Source organism: Polynucleobacter sp. 71A-WALBACH, assembly GCF_018882365.1.
GTDB lineage: Bacteria > Pseudomonadota > Gammaproteobacteria > Burkholderiales > Burkholderiaceae > Polynucleobacter.
In genome coordinates this window covers 977,283-1,000,827 of record NZ_JACVOP010000001.1, presented here as the reverse complement: position 1 = coordinate 1,000,827, position 23,545 = coordinate 977,283, and the positions used below count along the sequence as shown (strand labels likewise).

The 23,545-nt window shown below is 43.8% G+C and carries 33 protein-coding genes and 1 tRNA gene; 11 read left to right on the top strand and 23 right to left on the bottom strand.

Translation table 11 applies throughout. The features are described from left to right. Nucleotides 1-21: 21 nt before the first annotated feature. From ICN42_RS05235 to queG, 3 genes are read right to left on the bottom strand one after another with little or no spacing between them, the layout of a single operon-like run. Nucleotides 22-336 carry an AzlD domain-containing protein gene (locus ICN42_RS05235; RefSeq protein WP_255539245.1) on the bottom strand — a complete coding sequence of 105 codons (315 nt, stop codon included), beginning with the start codon at nt 334-336 and terminating at the stop codon, nt 22-24. A gap of 26 nt (nt 337-362) precedes the next feature. Beyond that, nucleotides 363-1,148 (bottom strand): AzlC family ABC transporter permease, encoded by a 786-nt coding sequence (locus tag ICN42_RS05230; RefSeq protein WP_216251901.1) that lies wholly within the window; start codon nt 1,146-1,148, stop codon nt 363-365. Between the two features lie 44 nt (nt 1,149-1,192). Further along, nucleotides 1,193-2,287, bottom strand: a complete 1,095-nt coding sequence (gene queG / locus ICN42_RS05225) for a tRNA epoxyqueuosine(34) reductase QueG (protein ID WP_216251896.1) — start codon at nt 2,285-2,287, stop codon at nt 1,193-1,195. A 43-nt stretch (nt 2,288-2,330) separates the two neighbouring features. On the opposite strand from queG, the gene tsaE reads away from it, so the two are divergent. The 3 genes from tsaE (at nt 2,331) to ICN42_RS05210 (ending at nt 4,360) form a co-directional block, all read left to right on the top strand. Then, a complete protein-coding gene (gene tsaE / locus ICN42_RS05220; RefSeq protein WP_216251884.1) occupies nt 2,331-2,858 on the top strand; it encodes a tRNA (adenosine(37)-N6)-threonylcarbamoyltransferase complex ATPase subunit type 1 TsaE in 528 nt (175 codons plus the stop codon). Nucleotides 2,859-2,860: 2 nt separating this feature from the next. Further along, the gene (locus ICN42_RS05215) at nt 2,861-4,198 is read left to right on the top strand and encodes an N-acetylmuramoyl-L-alanine amidase (RefSeq protein WP_216251867.1); all 1,338 of its coding nucleotides are present in this window, start codon (nt 2,861-2,863) and stop codon (nt 4,196-4,198) included. A gap of 86 nt (nt 4,199-4,284) precedes the next feature. After that, nucleotides 4,285-4,360, top strand: a tRNA-Lys gene (locus ICN42_RS05210). Nucleotides 4,361-4,498: 138 nt separating this feature from the next. Here the strand turns inward: ICN42_RS05210 and ICN42_RS05205 are convergent. The 4 genes from ICN42_RS05205 to ICN42_RS05190 all read right to left on the bottom strand — a co-directional run bounded on the left by ICN42_RS05205 (nt 4,499) and on the right by ICN42_RS05190 (nt 6,930). Then, nucleotides 4,499-4,774 carry a hypothetical protein gene (locus ICN42_RS05205; protein ID WP_216251865.1) on the bottom strand — a complete coding sequence of 92 codons (276 nt, stop codon included), beginning with the start codon at nt 4,772-4,774 and terminating at the stop codon, nt 4,499-4,501. A 29-nt stretch (nt 4,775-4,803) separates the two neighbouring features. Further along, a complete protein-coding gene (locus ICN42_RS05200; protein WP_216251862.1) occupies nt 4,804-5,541 on the bottom strand; it encodes a hypothetical protein in 738 nt (245 codons plus the stop codon). A gap of 10 nt (nt 5,542-5,551) precedes the next feature. Beyond that, a complete protein-coding gene (locus ICN42_RS05195; RefSeq protein WP_216251859.1) occupies nt 5,552-5,716 on the bottom strand; it encodes a hypothetical protein in 165 nt (54 codons plus the stop codon). A 65-nt stretch (nt 5,717-5,781) separates the two neighbouring features. Beyond that, complete coding sequence (locus tag ICN42_RS05190) at nt 5,782-6,930, bottom strand: hypothetical protein (RefSeq protein ID WP_216251856.1); 1,149 nt, start codon at nt 6,928-6,930, stop codon at nt 5,782-5,784. A gap of 189 nt (nt 6,931-7,119) precedes the next feature. Between ICN42_RS05190 and ICN42_RS05185 the strand changes: the two genes are divergently transcribed. Together ICN42_RS05185 and ICN42_RS05180 are read left to right on the top strand one after the other, a co-directional pair. Then, a complete protein-coding gene (locus tag ICN42_RS05185; protein WP_216251853.1) occupies nt 7,120-7,536 on the top strand; it encodes a MarR family winged helix-turn-helix transcriptional regulator in 417 nt (138 codons plus the stop codon). A gap of 71 nt (nt 7,537-7,607) precedes the next feature. Beyond that, nucleotides 7,608-7,997 carry a 4-oxalocrotonate tautomerase family protein gene (locus ICN42_RS05180; protein WP_216251850.1) on the top strand — a complete coding sequence of 130 codons (390 nt, stop codon included), beginning with the start codon at nt 7,608-7,610 and terminating at the stop codon, nt 7,995-7,997. 61 nt (nt 7,998-8,058) lie between these two features. On the opposite strand, the gene ICN42_RS05175 is transcribed toward ICN42_RS05180, so the two are convergent. The 5 genes from ICN42_RS05175 to ICN42_RS05155 form a co-directional block, all read right to left on the bottom strand. Then, the gene (locus ICN42_RS05175) at nt 8,059-9,303 is read right to left on the bottom strand and encodes a hypothetical protein (protein ID WP_216251848.1); all 1,245 of its coding nucleotides are present in this window, start codon (nt 9,301-9,303) and stop codon (nt 8,059-8,061) included. Nucleotides 9,304-9,362: 59 nt separating this feature from the next. Then, nucleotides 9,363-9,530 (bottom strand): hypothetical protein, encoded by a 168-nt coding sequence (locus ICN42_RS05170; RefSeq protein ID WP_216251831.1) that lies wholly within the window; start codon nt 9,528-9,530, stop codon nt 9,363-9,365. Between the two features lie 2 nt (nt 9,531-9,532). Beyond that, entirely contained in the window at nt 9,533-9,679 is a 147-nt protein-coding gene (locus ICN42_RS05165) for a hypothetical protein (RefSeq protein ID WP_216251828.1), read from the bottom strand. A gap of 17 nt (nt 9,680-9,696) precedes the next feature. Next, entirely contained in the window at nt 9,697-10,125 is a 429-nt protein-coding gene (locus ICN42_RS05160; protein WP_216251824.1) for a hypothetical protein, read from the bottom strand. Nucleotides 10,126-10,245: 120 nt separating this feature from the next. After that, nucleotides 10,246-10,686, bottom strand: coding sequence for a DUF6641 family protein (locus ICN42_RS05155; RefSeq protein ID WP_216251820.1), 441 nt, complete (start codon nt 10,684-10,686; stop codon nt 10,246-10,248). A 335-nt stretch (nt 10,687-11,021) separates the two neighbouring features. On the opposite strand from ICN42_RS05155, the gene ICN42_RS05150 reads away from it, so the two are divergent. Next, complete coding sequence (locus ICN42_RS05150) at nt 11,022-11,555, top strand: hypothetical protein (protein ID WP_216251819.1); 534 nt, start codon at nt 11,022-11,024, stop codon at nt 11,553-11,555. Between the two features lie 241 nt (nt 11,556-11,796). Continuing rightward, nucleotides 11,797-12,363 (top strand): site-specific integrase, encoded by a 567-nt coding sequence (locus ICN42_RS05145; RefSeq protein WP_216251816.1) that lies wholly within the window; start codon nt 11,797-11,799, stop codon nt 12,361-12,363. A gap of 6 nt (nt 12,364-12,369) precedes the next feature. Here ICN42_RS05145 and ICN42_RS05140 read toward each other — a convergent pair whose 3' ends face one another. Beyond that, entirely contained in the window at nt 12,370-12,903 is a 534-nt protein-coding gene (locus ICN42_RS05140) for a hypothetical protein (protein WP_216251801.1), read from the bottom strand. Between the two features lie 297 nt (nt 12,904-13,200). Here ICN42_RS05140 and ICN42_RS05135 point away from each other — a divergent pair, with 297 nt between their 5' ends. The 4 genes from ICN42_RS05135 to ICN42_RS05120 all read left to right on the top strand — a co-directional run bounded on the left by ICN42_RS05135 (nt 13,201) and on the right by ICN42_RS05120 (nt 15,786). After that, complete coding sequence (locus tag ICN42_RS05135; protein ID WP_216251798.1) at nt 13,201-13,998, top strand: hypothetical protein; 798 nt, start codon at nt 13,201-13,203, stop codon at nt 13,996-13,998. Between the two features lie 73 nt (nt 13,999-14,071). Then, nucleotides 14,072-14,776 carry an AAA family ATPase gene (locus tag ICN42_RS05130; RefSeq protein ID WP_216251796.1) on the top strand — a complete coding sequence of 235 codons (705 nt, stop codon included), beginning with the start codon at nt 14,072-14,074 and terminating at the stop codon, nt 14,774-14,776. Further along, the gene (locus tag ICN42_RS05125) at nt 14,769-15,215 is read left to right on the top strand and encodes a hypothetical protein (protein WP_216251793.1); all 447 of its coding nucleotides are present in this window, start codon (nt 14,769-14,771) and stop codon (nt 15,213-15,215) included. Before ICN42_RS05130 ends, ICN42_RS05125 begins: the two co-directional genes overlap by 8 nt. 10 nt (nt 15,216-15,225) lie before the next feature. After that, on the top strand, nt 15,226-15,786 hold the full coding sequence (locus tag ICN42_RS05120) for a hypothetical protein (protein ID WP_216251790.1): 561 nt from the start codon (nt 15,226-15,228) through the stop codon (nt 15,784-15,786). Between the two features lie 26 nt (nt 15,787-15,812). On the opposite strand, the gene ICN42_RS05115 is transcribed toward ICN42_RS05120, so the two are convergent. The 10 genes from ICN42_RS05115 to ICN42_RS05070 form a co-directional block, all read right to left on the bottom strand. Beyond that, nucleotides 15,813-16,874, bottom strand: a complete 1,062-nt coding sequence (locus ICN42_RS05115) for an integrase (protein WP_216251787.1) — start codon at nt 16,872-16,874, stop codon at nt 15,813-15,815. Between the two features lie 336 nt (nt 16,875-17,210). Then, nucleotides 17,211-17,441 carry a DUF2789 family protein gene (locus tag ICN42_RS05110; protein ID WP_015421810.1) on the bottom strand — a complete coding sequence of 77 codons (231 nt, stop codon included), beginning with the start codon at nt 17,439-17,441 and terminating at the stop codon, nt 17,211-17,213. Between the two features lie 2 nt (nt 17,442-17,443). Beyond that, nucleotides 17,444-19,792 (bottom strand): heavy metal translocating P-type ATPase, encoded by a 2,349-nt coding sequence (locus tag ICN42_RS05105; RefSeq protein WP_216251784.1) that lies wholly within the window; start codon nt 19,790-19,792, stop codon nt 17,444-17,446. Between the two features lie 17 nt (nt 19,793-19,809). Beyond that, the gene (locus tag ICN42_RS05100; RefSeq protein WP_251374374.1) at nt 19,810-20,310 is read right to left on the bottom strand and encodes a TPM domain-containing protein; all 501 of its coding nucleotides are present in this window, start codon (nt 20,308-20,310) and stop codon (nt 19,810-19,812) included. A 2-nt stretch (nt 20,311-20,312) separates the two neighbouring features. Beyond that, a complete protein-coding gene (locus ICN42_RS05095) occupies nt 20,313-21,179 on the bottom strand; it encodes a YgcG family protein (RefSeq protein WP_370624968.1) in 867 nt (288 codons plus the stop codon). 14 nt (nt 21,180-21,193) lie between these two features. Further along, nucleotides 21,194-21,796 (bottom strand): LemA family protein, encoded by a 603-nt coding sequence (locus tag ICN42_RS05090; protein ID WP_215346975.1) that lies wholly within the window; start codon nt 21,794-21,796, stop codon nt 21,194-21,196. 86 nt (nt 21,797-21,882) lie between these two features. After that, nucleotides 21,883-22,143, bottom strand: coding sequence for a heavy-metal-associated domain-containing protein (locus tag ICN42_RS05085; RefSeq protein ID WP_215346977.1), 261 nt, complete (start codon nt 22,141-22,143; stop codon nt 21,883-21,885). Between the two features lie 2 nt (nt 22,144-22,145). Then, nucleotides 22,146-22,454 carry a copper-binding protein gene (locus ICN42_RS05080; protein WP_215346979.1) on the bottom strand — a complete coding sequence of 103 codons (309 nt, stop codon included), beginning with the start codon at nt 22,452-22,454 and terminating at the stop codon, nt 22,146-22,148. A 10-nt stretch (nt 22,455-22,464) separates the two neighbouring features. Then, a complete protein-coding gene (locus tag ICN42_RS05075) occupies nt 22,465-22,932 on the bottom strand; it encodes a DUF411 domain-containing protein (RefSeq protein ID WP_216251780.1) in 468 nt (155 codons plus the stop codon). Continuing rightward, nucleotides 22,913-23,419, bottom strand: a complete 507-nt coding sequence (locus tag ICN42_RS05070) for a plastocyanin/azurin family copper-binding protein (protein ID WP_215350260.1) — start codon at nt 23,417-23,419, stop codon at nt 22,913-22,915. Before ICN42_RS05070 ends, ICN42_RS05075 begins: the two co-directional genes overlap by 20 nt. Between the last annotated feature and the right edge of the window lie 126 nt (nt 23,420-23,545).

The window sequence follows — 23,545 nt, the reverse complement described above, 5'->3', positions numbered from 1 at the left end:
CAGGCTACTCAATTTATTGGGTTAGCGCATCACGCCGTAAGCTAGCATCAAGAGGGTTCCAGTCATTAAGGCTGGAACAAGGCGGCGTGTTGGCCTAGACACCATCACACCAATACTGAGAACACAAATCAGAATCCGAATCCATACCGGGACAGTTGCCAAGAGGCCAATCGGCATCAAGATCATTCTGACAACCAAGGCCGCAACCATCGCATAAGTTACTGCCGCAAGCCAACGAAAGATCTCGCTATCTTGGTTAATTTTTTTGGCGAGCAAGACGCCGATTGCGCGACAAAAATAGGTGCCGATTGTGGCGCCAGCTAAGGCAATCCACAAGCCCCACCCTTGGAGACTGGCATTGATCAACTGATTACCCCTGCTTTCTTACGCAACACTTTGCGATCAATGTAATAAGCAATGGTTCCTGCCACCAACCCAGTAGTCAACAAACTGGTATCGCGGTCCAAGATAAAGAAAATGGGGCCAAGAATAAATCCTAAGCCAATCGCAATACGATTAATCCAAGGCTTTACCTCGGTAAACGTCAGTAAAAAGAATAGGGGGTTAATAAAGACAAGGCCTAGGGTGATCGCAGGCGGAACCATTCCAGCCAATAAATATCCTAAAATTGTGCCTGGTACTGAAATGAACCAGCACAAAAGACCAAGACCGACGAAGTAACTTAAACGATGCTTTGCCTCAATTGTCTGAAACTCTCGCATCGAGATAGCCCATGCGGTCATTGCTAAGAGATGCACTGAGGCATAGAGCCCACGATCCCGATCTTTTTCATGAAACTGCGGAAAAAGTGTCATCGTCATGGTAATGAAACGAGTAGAGGTCAATGTGACAGCTAAAGCAATAGCGATGACGGAAGAGCCAGTAATCACCATCTCTAGCAACACAACCTGCCCAGGCAACGCAAACATAAATAAAGTTGTTGCGCCCGTAAACAAAGCATCCATGCCATTGCTTTTACCCATCGCCCCAAAGCCCACCATGCCTGCGAATAAAACCATGGCAGGAGCACCTGCAGCATCTCTCATACCCGACCAAAAAGCATCGCTACGATTTTTAAAACGCTGCGCTGCCGATCCCTCTAGAGCAATTTCGCTGGGATCTATATAGGGTTGATCGGCTGATGACATTGAATGATTGTAAGTGAGATGAGGATCAGATTTGTAAAGCAGGTTTAAGAGTCCAGCGCCCACTGAATATGCTCAGCCACTAAGGCATCTGAAATGGGTAAAGCATCACTCAAAGCATCCCGCAGTAAGCCTTTGTCTGCTTCAGGCACAGCCCTATCTGCTAGGGCATTGCCCATTGCTACCGCCAAGTTTCTGCGCCAGCGAGAGTAGCCAATACGGCGAATTGCACTGCCCTCATGACGCTTTTCAAACTCATCCTCAGTCCAAGACCAGAGTTGCAAGAGGCTAGCTCTACCAAGACCGTGACGCTCAGCAAAATCTGGCAAGGCCGTGCGTTGCGCAAATTTATTCCAAGGACAAATCAACTGACAGTCATCGCATCCATAAACACGATTACCCATGGCCCTACGAAACTCAACTGGAATGGCATCCGGATTTTCAATAGTTAAGTAGGAGATGCAACGACGAGCATCCAATTGATATGGGTCGGTAATAGCTTGAGTAGGACAAACATCAATACAAGCTTGGCAAGTACCGCAATGCGATTCTTGTTCTTGGTCTACTGGCAATGGCACATCCACCAAGATCTCACCCAAGAAAAATGTCGATCCAGATTCTCGATTCAGCAGCAAAGTATGCTTCCCACGCCAACCTAATCCAGCCTTGCGGGCGAGCTCCACCTCCATCAATGGCGCAGAATCCGTAAATACACGGTAGCCAAATGCTCCAATCCGCTTTTCAATGAGCTGAGCGAACTCCTGCAAACGGTTGCGCATGACTTTGTGATAATCGCGCCCGCGGGCATACAAAGACACAACTGCTTGAGTTGGTACCGCTAATCGTTGCCACTCATGATCAAAATCAATTGCGGGAGATAAGTAATTCATAGTGACGCAAATGACTCTGACGGTCCCTGGGACTAACATTCCAGGATCTGAGCGCAAATTGGCATACCTGGCCATGTATTCCATTTGACCATGGCGACCCTGCTCTAACCACTCATGAAGCCTCTCAGTAGCCGATCCAAGATGGGTATCGGTAATACGTAGGCCATCAAAACCCAATTGACGAGACTGCTCATCTAGCCATTCACGAAGATTAGACTGATCTACAGAGTTCAGTATTGTGGAAGAAGTCATTAGGAATACAGAATGTAGCTTAATAATTGAATAAACTAGGCAAATGGCTCAGAATTCATTTACTCAACATTGTAGGCAAGAAGCAGAAACGACTGCTTTGGCACAAAAGCTTGCCTTCAGCCTTAGTCATGTTTTTCAAGCAGATCAAAGCGCTCACCTCAACATCTCCCTAGAAGGCGATCTTGGAGCCGGCAAGACTACCTTCGCTCGTCATCTAATACAGGCCCTAGGATATGAAGGCCGGGTCAAGAGTCCCACCTATACCCTATGCGAGCCCTACTCCATTCAAATCAATAGCAGCGACTCACATCTAGCAAGCATTACAGCCCATCACTTTGACCTCTATCGCATGAGAGATCCACTGGAGTGGCAAGAGGCAGGCTTCGCAGAGCATTTTGATGAGCCTGGGTTCTGCTTAGTGGAGTGGCCAGCAAAAGCTGAGGGTACCCTACCCGCATTTGATATTGAAATTCATCTCATTGCTGGCGATGATGACAACGCCAGAATGATTACGCTCAAGGCAAACTCAGGCCAGGGAATCGCGGTTATGGAAAAGATGCGTGCCCAATAGAAATGAGTAAGCCCCCTATTAATTCCTCCAGAAGAAAACACCTCAAAACCTCAGCAAAGATGTTGGGCTTCATCCTCTTCTTCAGTGAAGCAGAGATTGCCTGGGGCGCCAAGATCTTGGGAGTACGTATTTGGCCGGCGGAAGATTACACACGTATTACGCTTGAGTCTGATAAAGCACTCCCCATTACCCAACAACTCCTCACAAACCCCGATCGCTTGGTGGTCGATGTTCAAGGCATGGAATTGAATTCCACCCTGAAAGATTTAGTGGCCAAAGTAAAGCCAAATGATCCCTACGTTTCGCAAATTCGAGTGGGGCAATTTCAACCCGGTATGGTGCGCCTGGTCTTTGATCTTAAAGAGCCTGTTAAGCCTCAGCTATTCACGCTCGATCCAATTGCGGAATACCAATATCGCATGGTGCTAGATCTCTACCCAGCGACACCACCAGATCCTTTGATGGAGTTGGTCAAAAGTAGCGCCCGCAAAGAAAGTGCTCTAGAAAAAGCGAATGAAGAAATTGACTTAATTGCACAGTTCGCAAGCAAGAAAGAAAAAGAAGCCCCCAAAGCCCCAGTAGTCCAAGCGATTCCAGATGTAAAAGAACTTCCAGCGCAAGCTAAATACAAACGCCTTATTACCATTGCAATCGATGCCGGTCATGGTGGCGAAGATCCAGGCGCTATTGGAGCCATGGGATCCAAAGAAAAGCATGTTGTACTCTCGATTGCTAAGCGCTTACGCGACAAAATTGAGAATGATCCCTACATGCGCCCATTTCTCACAAGAGATGGTGATTACTTTGTGCCTCTTCATACCCGAGTTCAAAAAGCGCGTCGAGTGGAAGCGGATTTATTTGTCTCTATTCATGCAGACGCATTTATTGAACCGCGAGCCAAAGGCGCTTCAGTTTTTGCCTTATCTCAAATGGGTGCCAGTAGCACTATGGCACGCTGGATGGCCAACAAAGAAAATGCCTCGGACCTCATCGGTGGCATCAACATCAAGACTCAAGATAAGCAAGTAGCCAATCTACTGCTGGATATGTCTACAACCGCCCAGATTAAGGACTCACTGCAAGTGGGCACATCGATTCTGAAGCGAATAAGTGGATTTGCACCTTTGCATAAAGGAAAAGTGGAGCAAGCGAGCTTTGCAGTTCTCAAAGCCCCTGATATCCCGTCTATCCTTGTAGAAACCGCTTTTATCAGCAATCCCCAGGAAGAAGCACGGCTCAATGACGACGCCTACCAAGATCAAATTGCCGAAGCGATTTTGAGAGGAATTAAGGACTATTTCTCCAAAAATCCACCCGTTGCCAGACGAGCAAACGCTTAGCGCTCTAGTAATTACAAGGCGCAGAGGGAAAACCCAGCAAAGTAAGGCGAGTCAAACCAAGTTCTTGCTATAATTTCTGTCTTACTGGGTCGGTAGCTCAGTCGGTAGAGCAGCGGACTTTTAATCCGTTGGTCGCGAGTTCGAATCTCGCCCGACCCACCAGTATCAAGAAACCCTCACTAGCAATAGTGGGGGTTTTGTCTTTATAGGCTGGCGAAATGTAGTGACTGCGGGGAACAATAGGAGATCTATTAGACCGAGATGGGTGAGGATGTTAGGCGCTGGCTTGAGACTGAGCAACTAAACATCATCTTCATCGGTTATAGGGATTTTTACTTTGCAGGTATGGCATTTCATATATTGCTGCTCAGATTCATCCAGCCCCAGCTGATAAAGCCCTTTTGATTCGTGAGCATTCTTCATAAAACACTCTGGGCAAGGAATTGGGATGGTCACTAAAGAACCTGGATCATCACTACTTTCCCACTGATCTACAAATTCAGAAACTTTCTCCATTGGGCAGCCCTTAACCTGACAGTAACGTATCAGATCATCAAGAATTGGGGGAAGCGCCATTTAGAACTCCTTGGTTTAGACCTTTATTCCTACAAAATCTTTGCACTTGAACTTAACAAGTTCTTTAGTAAAGTCTTGCTCTCAGGACTTTCATTCTCAACAATTTTCTCAAGATTCTCTATCGCCTCCTGAGATTCTCGGTTATTCAGAAACTCAACAAACGTTTTGTGTGTATTTTCTGAATGCTCCAAAAAGAAATGTTTATTTCCAGAGGCAACTCTCATAGCCTCAGCCGCATCATGAATAAACTCACCTCTGGCTAGTTGATGATAAAAAGTTGCATAAGCTACGGCAGTCTCACCCCAGGTTGGCTTTTCACTACATCCAATTAAGGCAAAGTAAGGATGATCAATTGCATTCTTATCCATTACCATTCTTATTCCCGAATATCCTTCGCAGCTAGACATACATACTATTAATGAGCCGCCAAGCGCTTGATTAATTGGCTTTAGATATTCTTTAAGCTTCACCCAGGTCATCATGTATCCGTCCGATAGCTGAATCCCTTCACTATTCCCATGAGCACTTATATGCAATAGCGGCATAAACCCAGGGAACTTTTGCATTTCCTCGGATATGCCAACTTTAAGGCATGCGTTAAATGCCTCGAGGGATATGGCCGTTTTAACCACACAATGAATACCATTTAGTGATACAGCCTGGCTTATTACATCTCCTTCACTTCTTCTGTGATAAAGATCAGGAGCTGATGGTGACTCAATAACAAAAACAAAAAATTTCGTTCTTTGCTCAATAGGCAATGGCATAAATTTCCACTTAAATAGATTTAACTGAATTCTTATAAAGCAGAACTAGCCCTGTAATTGGGGCAAAGAGGAATCCCATAAAGAACCAAAGCCAAGCATTACGTTTGGTTGTCTGCGCCCAGTAAGCACAGAAGATCCCAAACAAGAAAAAGCCTATTCCAGAGTATTCATTCATAAGTGAATTTTAAGCAATTAATTGGAAATTGTCGTGTTTCCAGACGCTTATATCCTAGCCCAGACCTAATCATCCAGATCAAAAGACTCTTGAGACCATTGCTTGAAATATTTCAGTCCCACTTCATTTTCTAGGCCCAGCACGTCCCTAACAAAGAGTTCAGTATTTCCAGCTCCAACCAGGACATCAGGCCCTATATATTGATCATCCTCAAATTCCCGAAGAATCCTTATTTCCTCACTAGCAGCATCTACCCCATGATCAAATTGCCATGTCTTAAGAGTTCTAATTCTTTCAAGATCGGCATTTGGAAACCTCTTGTGAACCGAGAGATTGGTAATACCTATCTTATATAAAGTCTCATTGTCATCCGTCAACAAAGCAAGGTAGTAAAGCGTGGCAGGTTTAGTTTGATCAAATCCAGAAACGGCGCAACCAGGGCAACCCGACCCTCTTGAGTGATTGATTGGTGACTGCCAAAATGATCCATGCTCTGAGCAGATAATCTCCACCCTATCCCTGGCTGATACATATTTGACTTTTGAATAGTCATATCTATCCCCATGGGTCAACCAAGCCGCCTCAACGAAGTCTTCTGTAGTTAGCCTACGTTTATCAGCGCCGACAATATCGCTGCATTTTGAGCAATTAATCCCGCGAATATGGGCTGCAGGTAATTGAACAAATGGGCCATGCTCGCGACAAATAATTTTTACCTTGCTTAAGGCATTTGCGTAATCAACCTCTGAGTAGTCATATCGATCGCCATGCATACTTTTGGCGTCTTGTAAAAAACGTTCTAATGAGTGACTGAGTTTTTGAGCTGTAGATTCTCGACCACAGCTAGGGCAATTAAACCCCTTCAAATGCGTCATTACCCTTTGGCTAAAGATTCCATGCTCTGGGCAAATAATCCTTACCTTGTCTTCAACGCTCTTAAAATCCACTAAAGCATAGTCATATCGATTGTGATGCTTAGCTTGCGCCCGAATAACAAAGTTCGTGATACTTAAAGGCTTACTGCCACCGCAGGCGCGACAACCTCGTCCAATATTGTGATTGGCTGGTCTTTGCTCGAACTCCCCGTGAATAGGGCAAATGATCGTGACATTTTTAATTGCTGCTATGTAGACGGTCTTTGAATAGTCGTACTTATCACCATGAACCTCACGGGCACGTCTAATGAAATCGGCAGTAGTTACATTCTTGGACAAAGGACGGGTCAAATTAGGATATTTAGGGATTTATGACAATCCTACTTCAAGATCACCATTGATCCAAGTGCGCTATTTCCCGACTTTAAGGAGATATTTTGTCGGGCTAACCGACATTCATGCGTCACTTTTCCCGACACTTTGACAGATATAGTTGCATAGCTAACCAATATCGATTACACTCCTTCCATGTTTGAACAATGCCTCTATTTCAATACCACCAGCCTAGCTCGCCAGCTAGAGCGGGAGTGGACTAATACATTTAAGCCATTTGGCCTTACCCCCTCTCAAGCCTTCATGCTTAGAGTCGTTCTAGATAAGGCTCCACTATTACAAAGTGAGCTGGCTAGGGAGATGAATATCAGTCGCCCCACTGCTACTAGAGGTTTAGATGGCTTGGAGAAATTAGGCTTGATTAAGCGGGTTGCTTCTGAGAAGGATGGTCGTGAACAAGAGATTCATCCGACCAAAAAGGCTGTGGAGATGAAAGAAGCCATTAACGCAGCAAGTGGTGCCGCAACCAAGCGCTTGAAGAAAACGTTAGGAACTGGACACTTTGAAGATGTTGTCGGACAACTTAGAAGTATTAGCTCTGCCCTGAAGTAATAGGGACTTTTTTTATTTCCCTAATAGTTGCATAGCTAACTTATTTTAATGAATTAACAAAGGAGAATTACATGCCAATCTTGAACGTAAAAGTCAGCGGACAAAAGAGTATCGACACTACCAAAGCCATCAATGAACTACTACTAGAGCTTACCCACCGCATTCTAGGCAAGAAAAAAGAGGTTACTGCTATCGCGATTGAATATATAGATTTGGATTGCTGGTTTGTGGGTGGCAAGCTATTAAGCGAACAAGGCAAGAATAGTTTTTACTTTGACATCAAGATTACCGATGAGACCAATACCAAAGATGAGAAGGCTCAGTACATCAAGGAAGCATTTGAGGGTTTTGAACGTATCCTAGGCAATCTTCATGAAGAGAGCTATATCTACGTACAAGATGTTAGAGCTGCTGGCTATGGATATGGTGGAAAGACTCAGGAATATCGATACCACCAATGAGCCTAGTACTCATCGCCAGATAATACCCACCCAAAATAATTCAAAGCACAATAGCCTCCACTTAATAATCCTCATAATGTTTTCGAATCATTTCGTAGTGTTCATTTGATTTCTTCCTGCTAAGCATTTCATCGCTTGATACACGCATAAATCCCTCTGGATTTAAAAATGTGCATTTGCCGCCATATGGATGTCCACAATATTCAAAATAAATACCGCGCACCTTATTGGAGTTAGATTTATTTATAAATTCAGCATAACAATAGCCTTCATAACAAGATTGAACCTCTGGAAATTCGTGCTTCCAATCTTTAACTACCGGCGGTCTCACCAAAGGCTTCCAACCCTCCTTTTGTATTGCATCACGCAATACCAAGTAAGAGGTCTTTGATTCATCGTACTTCCAATAGCCAAACAAACAAATCAACCCAACAACTAGCGTTGCGAATACAACATAAAGCTTCTTTTTCTGACCTGCCTTATCGCTTTTCTGTCTTAATAAGTCTGCTTCCGCCTGCTCCTTAGCCGACTCTTCAGCCCTGCCTAATTCTGCTTTATTTTTCTCAAGCCTCTCAGCCACTAATTCAGCAGTATTTTGTTCGTCTAGGTATTTTTGCACGCCAGCATCATAAGCATCATTTAACTCCTCACTCGCATAAGTTGGCATCCACTCCCACTCGATATGTCCAGTTTCTTGGTTGGTGGTTTGATTTAGCTCTGTTTCCGATAAGATGTTCAATTTAGCCGGATAGATATGAGGCAGTTGGTGCAAATAAACAATGCTGCAGTTTCTGCTTCCAGCATAGCCATGCCCAAATGCCTCTTGCTTCATGTATTCCAAACCTGGGAAATTAGATCCAAACTCTTTATCCAGCCGATCTTGAGTACCCTTCTCGTAGGCCACATTAAGTCTAGCAACTAAATAAGGGGCATATATTTCCCAATAAACCCTTCCATCCTCCGTGAGCAAAAGATCAAGGTTTTCATCCTCTAAATCAAAGCCGCGCTGATATGCCTCTTCATTAGCAATCTGACCCTCTAATAAGATTTGAGTTTGCTTTTGAAGCTCTTCTAGGCGATCAGATTCAGCCTTCATTGACTCTTCATGGCTAGCGCGAGCCAATAATGCAGCCGCCCTAGTAGCATTTATTGACTCTTCTGCAGCCCATTGAGCCTCTCTTGCACTCACCTCAAGTTGGCGCTGCATGTCCGACTGATTTTGTTGAATCTTTGCGTTATCTTTGCAGACGCCACATATCCCCCCAAAGCCATCCATATATCTGCCGCAGTTTGAGCAATTAGCCACTTGTAACCTCTATCAAAAATATTATGTAAGAAAGTTTTAAATTAAATCGCATGACATCTTTAAACCTGCCTTGCTTTTATGAGTGCCTCTTGTCCCGCCTTAATCTTCTGCCTAGCTCGCTCTGCCTTGATCGCTTCCTGGCCTTGTTTGACCCGATCTTTCATAGATTTCAATCTTGCCTGCTCAGGGCTTAATGGCTTTTGTGGTGATATTTCATCGAATCTCATAGTTATCCAATTTGCAATGGCTGGTGCGGCACATTGCTTGGTCCAAAGATGGCTTGAAATAACTTATATGCTTGAGCTTGGTTTTGAGCGTAAAGGATCGTTTCCACCCACATCCCTGCTGCATTAACTGTTGCCTTATATCTTTTCATATAGATATTTAGCTGTTTTATAAAGGGCTCGTGTAATTGGGATCCAATGGCTCATATTCCAGCTTCTTAATTGGATTTGCCCTTTTATTTGCCAACTCATTTTTAATGCTAATTTCATCGGCGATGATTTGATCCTGATAGCTTAAATTTTGATATCGCCTATTTGCCTCATAAAAACGTCTGCCACTAGCTAATGCTTTTAACTGATCCTCATCCTCCAGGGCCGCCATATACTCTGAACGCAACTTTTCCCAAACTTCAATTGCAAGTTTTCGTGCTGAACGTATTTCATCCCTATACGCCTCCTCTTCGTCGTACTTTTTCTTTCGATGTGCCTCAGCCTCCTGCTCTGCTTTTGCTTCTTCATTAGCTTGAATTCCCCATTGAATGAGATTCCAACCAACAATAGTAAAAAAGACAAGTCCAACCCATCCCCAAAAGCCCATGGAAAACCCCTTATAGTTTTTAATAGTTATTGAAAACTTTAACGCAGGCTTATGACGTTGGTAAGCCCCTGCAGGGTAAATCCTGATGGAATACCGGGGTATGCTGGGCACCCCATTTAATTAACGTTTAAACCCACTTCTTAAACTGGAGCTTGCAGATTCAATCTGCTGATCGAGCTCCCCTGCTTCTACTGCTGCTTTAATAGATTCCAAGGCTTTAATTAAAGCCTCACCACTAGCTACTTCAACGCTAGGCTTGCCTTTGGCTAACTCCAAAGTGCAACTGCCATATTTCACAGAGACGCAGACTTTACCTTCTTCACTCTGAAACCACCATGGCTTAATGCGCTTGGGCACTTCTACTTGTTTGCGTAGTCCTGTTTCACGATCTTTCACTGTTTTGTATTTCATAACTACAAACGGTGTTCCTTCTAACTGACTTTTAGCTAGCTGGATCTGCTCCCAGAGTTTTGATCCCAATTTATTTCTACGTATAACGATTGCCGGCATATTACGGGGCTTTTTGACTGCGACTAGCTTGAGATGACTTAATTGACTCATTTAATTCTCCTGTGTAGTTAACGGGCTCATTAAGTGTGTTTTCGATACGGCGCTTTGGTCGACCTCTTTTTAGATCACGAGCAAATCGGCTCATTTTGGATAGAAAAAATACGGTTTTTATTAACAAGGGCTAAATATTTACGAGTCGCGTAATGAGTTGCATTGAGATGCGATTAAGAAATAAGTTGCAGTAAGAGATGCAGTTAGTTGCTGTATTTGGGACGAATGAGTAGCTCTGAACAGCAACTCAAGCAACAGCAACTATCTTTTGTCTCTGCTACTCCTTGCATCTCAAGCAACACCGCGACTCCTTTCAACATTCAAGGAGATTAAAAATGAAAGAAATCACAGCCCGCTTATGGGAAAACAAGATGTACGGAACAACTTTTGGCAAAGGTCAATATCGCAAAGCCATCTACAACGGCACATTGGAGATCCCCAGTCCTTATGCCAAGTATTTAGCAGATTTTGAGGAAGTTGAAGCTTGGTTTCACTTTCCAAAGAGTCCAGTGCATGTGGAAATGGCCAATCGCCTCAAGAACATCCCTACAAATGAAGACGGGGTTTTAATGAGCTGGATATATCGCTATGAAGCTGGGATCAAAAGCGCAGTTGAAGGCTATGCGTCTTTGGATATGAACTACAGCAGAATTTATATTGAAATTAAAGATTCAGAGCACGGAATAAATGATTACTGGGAACTGCCCCTACGTAGCTGTATTGCTAGAGTTCCCGGGAAACCAACTCCTGCGCTGATAGCCACTACACAATCCGAGCTAAACACCCCTCAAAAACCGTCTACAAACGGCGTATTTTCCGGGGGATATAAGCAAGCACTTGAGAACTTACAAAAGTACGCTATCCAGTGATTTGAAGCATTAGCTAAGGTCGTCGTCTAAAGACGACAGATCTTAATGAAGATTGCTAAATACTTATAAGCAAATACGGGTTAAGAATATAACTATATTCTTAACCCGATTTGTAAGTCATTGATTCTTGGAAGGACTTTTTGTCCTGTTACACGACACTTAGCAAACAAACTGAGGTCGACCTTTTCCCGTTAAGGAAACATACTTAAAACGCACATTTTATTTATGACAGGAAAACCAAATGGCACAAGCAAAAACCTTATCTCAAGCAGAACTTGATCAAGTTCTAGACTACGTTAGTACCAAAAAGTATGCTCTACGCGATAGAGCAATCATTCTTACCAGTTTCTTAGGTGGCCTAAGGGTTGCCGAAATCGCATCACTCACTATGGGTGATGTAGTAAATCCAGATGGCTCCATTAAGAATGAAATCCGCTTATCGGCAGCGCAAACCAAAGGTAAGCACCCTAGAACCGTATTTGTATCTCAGCGACTACAAACAGAGTTGGCCAACTACTTAACAACAAGACATGCTAAAGGTGCTGATATCCCCTTCTTTCATACTGATCACCGCTTACGCTTTAGTCCCAATGGCTTATGCGTTTGGTTTCATCAGCTTTATAAGAATGTGGGCATTAGTGGCGGGAGCAGCCACTCAGGAAGAAAGTTTTTCATAACAACTTTGGCTAATAAAGGCATTGGTGTACGAATCTTAGCCTCTTTAGCAGGTCATAGATCAATTGCTGTAACTCAGCGGTACATCGATGTTAATGATGAGCAAAAGAGACAGGCCGTAGAACTTATATAAATTCAGTTAACTCTCTATCCAACCCAAGCGCTCCCATTTACGCAATGGGAGCTCATCATCGAGTTCAGGCTTCTCGCAGCTAAAACCTAGATCACGCAATAGTTGCAATACATAGGTACGGCTAACAGTTTCACCTGCCAAATACTCTTTCTCAATTAATGTCTGAATTTTTGAGAGCGTCCATTTATCCGTTAAATGCCCCGCCGCTTTAGCGCCAGCCTTTAAAGCCCGTTTTAATTTTTGCACTTCATTATTTGTCAGCTTCTTAGGTCTACCTAACTGCTGACAGCGCAAATCGTTATAGCTCGTTTTATAGATCTTCTTATTACTTAAGAACTCTTTTTCTTCTTGCTGAAAGCTAGCGGTTATAGTGCCGCCCATATCGGTTTTTCTTTTAACTGTTAATCGAATAGCCCAGTTCTGCACACTTTGACGGCTCACCCCTAATTGCCGGGCAACTTCTGCTTTAGCTACCCCCTTCATTAAAAGGCGAGCACCCTCTAAGCGGCGATGCTCAAGAAGTTTGAGTTTTCGTTTCATTTTCTTTTGGGTTGTACTAGATTTTCCAAAAAACATCTCATTTTTTGTCAACTATTTTTATAACAATAAATCATTCTACCCATATTAAACATGTATAAGAAAAATCCCTATTTTGCGTCAAGAGATTTTAGTTTTTTTCATCGACAAAAAAACGCTTATTTTCGACTTACATTTCTCTCCATTGGCATTACCGCTCTTTAACAATTCACTCATTTCTTATCCACTGTCGGGTTTCCCGACATTCGCCCTTTGCCACATTGGTAAAGGTAAATGTTAGATTTTTATTAAGGAGGTCTTATGGACCAAATAGCTGAAGTAACTGAGAAAGTAGATGGGCAGGTTGTTACGAATCTGGTTGAAAAAATCAGTCAAGATTCGCAATTATCTGTAGGGGCCGTAGTAAACAACTTGATTGCTGAGCGAAAGGCTTGGCAAACACAAGATCTCACTCGAAGCAATGAGCGCCTTTATGGCATCTTGCAAAGTTGTTACATCTTGTTTCAAAGCATGAATAGCATTAAGTCGGAAGCTATGGCTGTAAAAAAAGGGTTTTTAGAGTTTTGTAAGCAGCAAGGTTGGGACTTTAAAGACAACACACACCTGATGACAAAGGTAGTGCAATGTGTCTTTGGAAAAGAAGATCGCCGTCGCGTTAGTTCTTACGCCCTTGCGCTACGAGCGGCAGCAGAGTCAAAGACACCTAGCATGGAAATCCCACAGTTTTTCAGGGATAAAGGTGGGGTAGAAGAAGTTCGACGCGAGCGATCACCCAACCATAAAACGGCCAAGGATAAGGCGGCAGTTGGCCGCGTTGCAATGGAAGGTCGAATCTTAGCCTCTTTTCATAGCGATACATTGGCAGGTCAGTTTCAAGCATCCGAGTACAACGGGTCATTGATTCTGCTTTCGACCAGAGAAGCTGATGGTAGTTTTGCTATTCGCAGACTAGTACAAAACGGTACAGCAATTACCGCTGTACTGGCTAGTTTGGCACACTCGGTAGCCAAGGAGCAACAAGAGAAAGCTCCAGCCACTAAAGCAGCCAATGATGATCAATCTCGCGATAGTGCAATAAAACAAGCGGTAGGCGCATAACTGCGTTGTTTTACAAAGCGGTAAGCCAATACGGATAAGAAATGAGTGAAGCCATAACTAACTAGGAGGAACTATGGCACTCAATATCTCAACCCCGTCATCACCTGATGACTTTGTATTAATGCCCCACACAAGGGCTAAGCTAGAAGCCGTTTTGGATGGCACAGTGAAGTTTCCCGGCAACGGAGTATCGGCACTACTGCTGTATGGCGTATATGGCTCTGGCAAAACTACCATGGCCAAACTATTGCCTGGCTGGCTAGAGACAGTTAAAACTACCCCTGTATTGCAATCAATTCCTGTGGGCTCAATTATTGACTCCACGCAGCCCAATATTGATTTTTACTCTTGCGCTCAAGGGCAAAACGGCGCTACTTTAATCGGACAGATTCAAAGTCATGTCATGACCATGAGCTTTAACCCCAGTTGCTTACATTATGTGATTTTGGATGAAGTAGATAACCTCACCGCAGCAGCCCATGCATCGCTCAAGGCCATCATGAACTACACCCATGTAGTTTTTGTCCTTACAACAAATCATCTTAATAAGGTAGATCCCGGGGTTATTAACCGATCGATCGTATTGGATATGAATTCTGCTCCAACCTCTGCCTGGGTCAGCAAGATCAAATCAATCTACTCAGCCTCTGGCAAAACGCCACCACCAGATCAAGCCATTGCAGGTGTTGTCAATGCTGGAAACGGATCAGCCAGGACGATTCTCACTGATATCGAAATAACTCAATCTATTCGTGAGCGGCAGTTTGAAGATGAATAAGCGCAAATCTGTTGAACTGCTGATGGAAATCACTGTGCAGGCGCTTGCTGAATTGGTAAGCGGGGACGAAGGCATTAGCGCCTTTGTGCTTGCTAAAAACCATGCCGTCTCCACCAGAAAGATCGTAAATAAGGTGCAATTTGAAGAGGAATGGCAACAGCAAATTGATGATAGCGAGACTTTCTATGTTTTTACTACCTTAAAGCTGGCGCCAAACATCTTGCAAATCGCTGGATCTAAATACCAGGACCTTAATCGCATCTGTTGGAATTTAATTATTCCAAATACTTTTACGCTTGAGCCCTTGCAAAGACCCACCAACTCTATTGAGCTACTCATGATGGCAAAACTCATGCTTGAAGAAATCCAAGGCGGCCACTTCTCTTATGGGGAGTTGGTGGAGTTTTTACAAATTATTAGCCGCATTCGTAAAAGATAAAGGATTGACAATGCGATACCCAAGAGCTTTTTTTGTTTTTGATCATCAAGAAAACCTACCAGATGCAGAACACTTTAAAGGTTTATCGAATTCAAGTAGAGCAGCTTATGTAGCTGGAATATCAAGACCTATCAAGTCAATTGAGAGTCAGGTTCACCTAGTGTTAGCTGCAAACTCGTATTTAAACAATGAATTCAAAAAGCCAAAAGATGTCGTTGTTCTAAGCTTCCCAAAGGTATTTGATTTTCTTATGGCATATTTTGGCGATAAAAATCTTAGTCTTTTTTGGATAGATGATCATGATTCTTATGAACGCATTTTTATAGCCAATGATGCCCTGGACGAATTAGGCTGTATGGATAGTTTTTTGTACGATGCTTCCCATGCATATTTCAATGCCTATAAAGGGTTTTACCATTTAGCCAGACGTGACCCCCATCCTCACGACACTATTATTACCACTATGCAAGCGATGGCTAGCGGCGAAATAAAAACTGTCTTGGAGAGTGAATTACGGTTACTTCTTACGCAACTACTCAGCGTTAATGTTTCAAAACGAATTGATCTTTAGCTGTAATTTATTGGTTACCAAAAATACTAAGCTAACTTCGCAGCTGCCATCATTGGGGTGAGTTTTGAGTAATGACGCTCAATCATTAATGTCGAAGTACCCATTTGCCTAGCTAGGGTGTGGATATCTATACCTTCAGCCAGTGCAAATGTGGCGTATGTATGGCGCAGACTATAAAGACTGCGATTCCGCCCTGCTACATCTTTCAGCAAATTGCATTCCTTTAATAAGTTCTCAAACTGAGGATTAAAGTTATAAGGCTGAACCCCTCTTGGGAAAGTAAATATCAGACGATCCAACCTAGCCTCTATAACGGCATCGAGATCTTTATATGGCAATTGGTGCCAAGCAATTAATCTTTCCAAGCAATCCACTACCAAATGTTTAGCAATTAAATACCTTGGTCCTGTCTTACCGGAAAGCCAAACCTTGAGATAGCGTTGATCGCCAATCCAATGCCATTGCAGATGCTTCCAGCGCATGGGCTTTAGCTCGGTTCCGGGCCTAGCACCTGTGTAAAGCAAGAACTCTACATAGGAACGACATAGCCATCTCATCTCCTTGGTGCGGGATGATCTGCCGACCTTTTCCCAGCTAGGCATATAGGCCAATAATTGAGCGGTCTCTTCCTTACTAAATGCGGGTCTTGCTTGACTGGGGGAGCCATGGGGATCTAGTAATGGCACCCGATAAGTATCGGCAATCAGGTTTTGCTCTCTAGCTAAAGTGACTATCCGGTTATAGGTCGTAGCATGGGTGCGTTTGGTACTCGCTTGGGGATCTCTACCCATCTGGGATAAGCGCCAAGATTCAAAATCCTTAACCAGCTCGAGAGTAATTTCCTTTAGCTGAAATTTTCCAAAAAACGGGATGAGGTATTTATTGAGGACAAACTTGTAATCCTTAAAGATGGCTTTGCCATTACCTTCTTTATTGGCAATATCCATCATCACGAGGTCTTCTTCTGCCAACTGCTTAAATGACTTGGATTTGAGGCTTAATTCCTGGCTTATCTTAGCCATGGTCTGCTCATAGAGTGCTATAGAGGTATGCTTGGCCTCCTCAAGATCCGCCTGGCCAGTGCTCATGGAGTGCCACTGACAATTGGGCAACCTAAAGCGGCATTGCCATTGATTGCTGCCTGATCGCTTAAAGAGACTTACTAAACCTCGGTGGAGGTGAATTACATCAGCAGACTGGGATGCACTAGATTTGAAGAAAAGCTGGTTTAGATTTTGCACTCAAGTGTCGTGTTTCGAGACACTTGTAGCTTAACTTCAGATTTCAGGAAGGTCGATCGGAAAATTTGTCGAGTAAACCGACATTTCATGTGTGGATATCTGGTAGGCAGACTCCGACCCAAAGCAGACCATCAATTCAATAATCTGAGTACGCTAACTCTCACCCAAAACTGAGCGACCTGCTTAACGTAAGGCTTTATTTAACTGATCCACAATCTCGGCCCAATCAGCATCTAAAAGCAACTCATCACGAAGAAGCCTTGCTTGAGATGGTGTCCACAATGGTGCATCCGCTAATTCAATCGCTTCATCTAAAGGAGCATGCCGATCAATGAATGCCTTAATACTATTACCATCAGAAGGTAGTCCTAATTGAAGGAATAACTCAGAGAATGGATGAAATGACTTTTCCATGATTAATTTCTCCTTAAACGTAACGCATTTGTAATGACCGAGGCTGAGCTCAAGCTCATGGCAAGTGCAGCAATTAATGGTGAGAGTAACCATCCAGTGAAAGGATATAAGAGACCAGCAGCAATAGGAATGCCCAGTGCGTTATAAAGAAACGCAAACACTAGGTTTTGCTTCATATTGCCTACCGTATCGTCTGAAAGCGACTTAGCAATCGCAATACCCCTGAGATCACCTTTAACTAAAGTAATTTGGGCGCTATTCATAGCAACGTCAGTACCGGTGCCCATAGCAATACCAACATTGGCTTTTGCTAAAGCCGGAGCATCATTGATGCCATCACCTGCCATTGCAACAATCCGACCTTCATTTTGTAGTCGAGTTACCAATTCGAGCTTATCTGCTGGCTTAACCTCTCCATAGACCTCTTCAATCCCAAGGCGCTTGCCAACAGATTTAGCAGTTGTTAATCCATCTCCAGTTGCCATCACAATTCGCAATCCCGCCTCTTTTAAGGTTTGCAAAGCCTCTGGCGTAGTAGCCTTAATAGGATCAGAGACAGCTAAAAGTCCAGCAAGCTTTCCGTTGATAGCTAAATGCATCACGCTAGCGCCTTCAGAGCGGAGCTCCTCTGCTTGGGCTTTCAAAATATCAACAGAAACTCCCAGCTTATCCATCAATGCAGTATTACCCAACGCCAAATGAAACAAGCCAACGCTACCTTGAACTCCAATTCCTGAACTAGATTCAAAGTTTTCAGGTTTCTCCAGGGGCAAATTACCATCTCTTGCAGCACGAACAATCGCATCGGCAAGAGGATGCTCACTACCCTGATCAAGGCTTGCCGCAAGCCTTAAGACCTCATTGCCATCAAAGCTGGGGGCGGCAATGACTCTATCAAAAATTGGCTTACCCTCTGTTAAGGTGCCTGTTTTATCAATAATGAGGGTGTTCACCTTACGAAGATTTTCAATGGCCGCAGCATCACGGAACAAAATTCCTTTTGTCGCCCCCTTACCAGTAGCCACCATAATCGACATTGGTGTAGCAAGACCTAGGGCGCAAGGACACGCAATAATTAATACAGAGACCGCATTAATTAAGCCAAAAACCCAACTTGGTTCGGGACCAAAGACCCCCCAAATGAAAAAAGTCAGCAAAGATATAGCTACAACCGTTACTACAAAATATCCCGCAACAATATCTGCCATTCGCTGCATTGGCGCTCTGGAGCGTTGGGCTTGAGCTACCATTTGCACAATTTGAGCCAGCATGGTTGATGAACCAACACGCTCGGCCTTAATAATCAATGCGCCATTGGTATTCATCGTTGCTCCAATCACACGATCACCGATACGCTTAGTAACTGGCAATGGCTCTCCGGTAAGCATGGATTCATCAAGCGCACTAGAGCCTTCAACAATGACGCCATCAACAGGCACTTTTTCACCTGGGCGCACCCTCAATAAGTCTTCAATATGCACATTTGATAAGGGGATGTCTTCCTCGGATCCATCTGCCTTAATTCTTCTGGCTGTTTTGGGCGCTAAGCCCAACAAGGATTTAATTGCCGCAGAAGTTTGTGAGCGTGCCTTTAGTTCCAACACCTGACCAAGCAGAGTCAATGAAATAATGACGGCGGCTGCCTCAAAATACACACCAATCCTGCCCATAGACATAAAGGAAGCAGGAAATACTTGTGGAGCTACCGTAGCAACAACGCTATAAAAAAATGCAGCACCTGTTCCCAGTCCAATCAAAGTCCACATATTTGGACTACGATTGGCTATGGATTGCCAGCCACGATGAAAAAACGGCCATCCTGCCCATAAAACAATTGGTAAGGATAGGAACAATTCAACCCAGGTTTGGGTTTGAGGCTCTAGTAGATTTAATTTATGACCAAACATCGCAAGGACAGTCACCACTGTCGTCAAAGGCAGTGTCCACCAAAATCGCCTTTGAAAATCAACTAATTCTGGATTTTCTTCTTCCTCTAATTCAGGCAGCAGAGGCTCTAAACTCATCCCACAAATTGGGCAATTACCAGGATGATCTTGTCGAATTTGCGGATGCATGGGGCAGGTATAAATTGTGCCAGCCACCGAAGCAGAAGACTCTGAGTCCTGTAGCCCCCCATCTAGATACCTGCTGGGCGCTCCAATAAATTTTTCTTTACAACCATTGCTGCAAAAGTAATACGCAATATTCTTAAGCGAGTAACTATGCTTAGACTGAGAAGTGACCGTCATCCCACAAACAGGATCCTTCAAGGAATTTTCATCTGAAGAATGTTCGTGATGGGAGTGATCGTGTCCATGCTCATGATGATTGTTCTCATTGTGCTTACTCATTGCAAATCCTTGTTTACCTAATTCATTAAAACTGGCGTATCTGGGATTTCATTATCTGAAGATGATTTCCCCGGGAATTGACTTTGCAATAGTTGACTCACCATTTCAATTCCAGACAAAATGCCAGCCTGATATTCATTGAGCGCAAATTTGGATTCGATCTCATGACAAATAACATCCCACGCACTGGCATCCGCATTTGAATGAATGCCTCTATCGGCAATTATCTCTACAGCATGATCGGCTAATAAAATATAAATGAGCACCCCATTATTGTGCTCGGTATCCCAAACTCTGAGATTGGTAAAGACTTCAATTGCACGATCTCTAGGGCTTAAGTCTTTTAACAAGGCAAGCGTATCCAGGGCACCTTCCACGGCAAAACAGATTTGCCCCGAATGTTGAGCCTCACTATCTCGAATCGCATTTGTTATTGCGGCAAGATCTTCCTTGGAAAAGCATTTCCCTACCTTGCGACTATGAGACCAGAGATGTTTTATTAATCGATTCATATTCATGCTCACCATCTCCCCGAGGAGCCACCGCCACCAAAGCCGCCACCGCCACCACTAAATCCACCCCCGCCACCATGAACTCCTCCACTGCTATAGCCACCAAAGCCATGTCTACCCAACCCCATTCCGGATAGAGCAACGACCAATGCCACAACACCGGCGATTAAGGCCATAGAAAACGCACCGAACATAAACCAGGCGATAAGAGCTACAAATCCTCCGGTAACGAGGGATCCAGGCAACCTGCCGAGCATCGATCGTAAGATTCCACCAAGCACTAAAGCCACAATAAAAATGATTGGTAAAAACGAACGAATATCCCCGGGGTCACGCATTTCTGTATTAGTTGGGTTTGGCGCTGGTAACGCCTCACCATCAACCACGCTAATCACAGCGTTTACGCCATCCGTAATGCCGCCATAAAAATCCTGCTGTTTGAATCGGGGCACAATGATTTGGTCGATGATTCGCTTGCTAGTTGCATCAGTTAATACTCCTTCAAGGCCGTAACCCACCTCAATCCGAAGGGCTCTATCCGCTTTAGCAATAATCAGAATCGCACCATCATCTACTTTTTTCCGTCCAATCTTCCATTGCTCAGCTACGCGAATAGCATATTGCTCAATAGCTTCAGGGGCTGTAGATTGCACCATTAACACCACAATCTGACTACCCTTTTTAGCCTCAAAATTGCTTAAGGTTTGATCTAGAGAGCCAATCTGACTGGGTGTAAGAGTACCTGTTTGATCAATGACCCGCCCTGATAAAGCTGGCACCGTCTGCTGCGCCACAGAAAACTGAGGCCAGCAGAGCAGCGCCAAAAGCGTTAGCAAGGCGAATAGGCATTTAGGCAGCCAGAAGATGCGGGTCACGAAAGTTGCTCCAATTATTTCGCCGCAGGAGTATCAAATGAAACGCTAGGAGGGGTCGCTAATTCCTTTTCATTCTCAACAGTAAAGTTTGCCTTGGCCTTATAACCAAACACCATTGCTGTTAAATTCGATGGGAATGAACGAATCGTGACGTTGTACTCCTGTACAGATTTAATGTACCGATTACGAGCAACTGTAATGCGATTTTCAGTACCCTCTAGTTGCGCTTGCAAATCTCTAAACCCTTGATTTGTTCGTAAGCTCGGGTAGCTTTCTGTAACGACCAATAACCTGGATAAAGCCGAAGTGAGCTGCCCTTGCGCTTGCTGGAATTTCTGGAAAGCTTCTGGATTATTTACCAAATCAGGAGTAGCTTGAATTGAGGTAGCTTTAGATCTAGCCTCTACCACTTTGGTCAGGGTATCTTGCTCAAACTTAGCTTCGCCTTTGACCGTGCTTACTAGATTAGGAATCAGATCCGCTCTACGCTGATATTGATTCAATACCTCAGACCAGCTAGAAGTTACCTGCTCATCTTGGGACTGAATTTGGTTATACCCACAACCTGATAACAATACCGCTGCTATTGCCAACAGACCGATAAGATATTTACGCATTTGTTACTCCTTTACTTAATTGAAGTTTGAGTCTTTAAGAACAGTTACCTTTTTGGATGTCTAAAAATTGGGAATTAAAGAGAGTGTTAACCACAACAGCAACCACCAGATTTTTTCTGTGGCGCCTGAACGCTGCCATCAAGGTCCAAAGAAGATGGATAACCCTCCTGATTTAGCGCATGAATCAAATCATCGGTCTTCCAGCTCACCCTATCTAAATGCACTTTTCCTTTTTGCAAGTCGACATGGATATTGGATACGCCATCTAAAGATTCAAGTGCCTTGGTAACGTGGTTAACGCAAGATCCACAAGTCATACCGGCGACATTTAAATAAATTTGACTCATTTTCATTCTCCCTTTTTTAATTCGACGACATATAGCTTTCCACCTTCGCTTGATGCCACAAATTCCACTTGGTCTCCAGACTTAAGACCATTTAAAAGGGCTTTGTTTTTCACGTTAAAAATCATGGTCATTGGGGGCATATCTAAATTCTTGATTTCCTCGTGACGAATGGTGACTTTGCCTTGCTCCAAATCAACTTTGCGTACCTGACCAGCCGTATATGCACCAGTAGATTGGGCGCTTACTATATGAGTCAAGATTACTCCTGATAGTAGAAAAATAACACTCAAATATTTTTTTAGATTGTTCATAATTTAATTCCTATCGATAAGATTGATAAATTTGGGATTGACCATTTTTAGAGATCAATAAAACGTCATAAGGATCTTTTCTAGATCCATACTCAGGACCATCCATTCCTGGAGAGCCTATGGGCATCGCTGGTACAGCAATCCCTACAGCATTGGGCTTCTCGGCCAATAAACGCTTAATTTCCCTCGCCGGGACATGGCCTTCGATTGCATAACCATCAATGACTGCGGTATGGCAAGACCCAAACTGAATGGGCATGCCCATCTTCTTTCTAATCTGGTCATTACCATCGCTGATCACTTTAGTAGCAAAGCCATTTTTCTCCACATACGAAATCCAATCCTTGCAACAGCCACAAGTTGGACTCTTCCATACTGTGATCAATGGTTTTTCACTGACAGCACTGGATGCAAACGGCACTAGCACCAATCCCATTGTTATAGCCCTTCTTGTTAAATTAATGTTGATGGGAGCCATGGCCGTCCCCTTTCTGTGCTGGTGAAACAGATTTAGGTCCAGCTACCGAAATTGATCCCTTCATTCCCGCATCGTAATGGCCTGGTTGTAGGCATGCAAATTGCACTTTTCCAGATTTCGTAAATTGCCAAATAATTTCACCTGTTTGACCAGCGCCTAAGGTAACCATGTTTGGCTCGGCATGCTCCATTTCTGGAAACTTCATCATCTGCTTATAGTGCTCTTGTAGCTCTTGATCTGTACCAAGCACCATTTCATGTTTTGTTTTACCCAGATTCTTGACTACAAAGTGGATAGTTTCGCCTTGCTTGACTTGAATACTGCTAGGATTAAATCTCATGTTGTCTGTCATGCGAACTCTAATTGTTCGATTTACTTTGGCTGCAATACCCGGCTGTCCAACACTAGAATTTTCGCTGGCATGATCATGACCACCACTAGCGCCATGGTCATGAGACATTGCGCCCATGCCACCCATAGCCCCCATGCCTGCGCCTGATCCCTGCATCTTGTCATGCATCGCCTTACATTGACTAGCACTCATCTCAGGATGCATTTGTTGGCACATTGCCACCCTTTGTTCAGGAGTCATTTTTGCCATATTCTCGTGCAT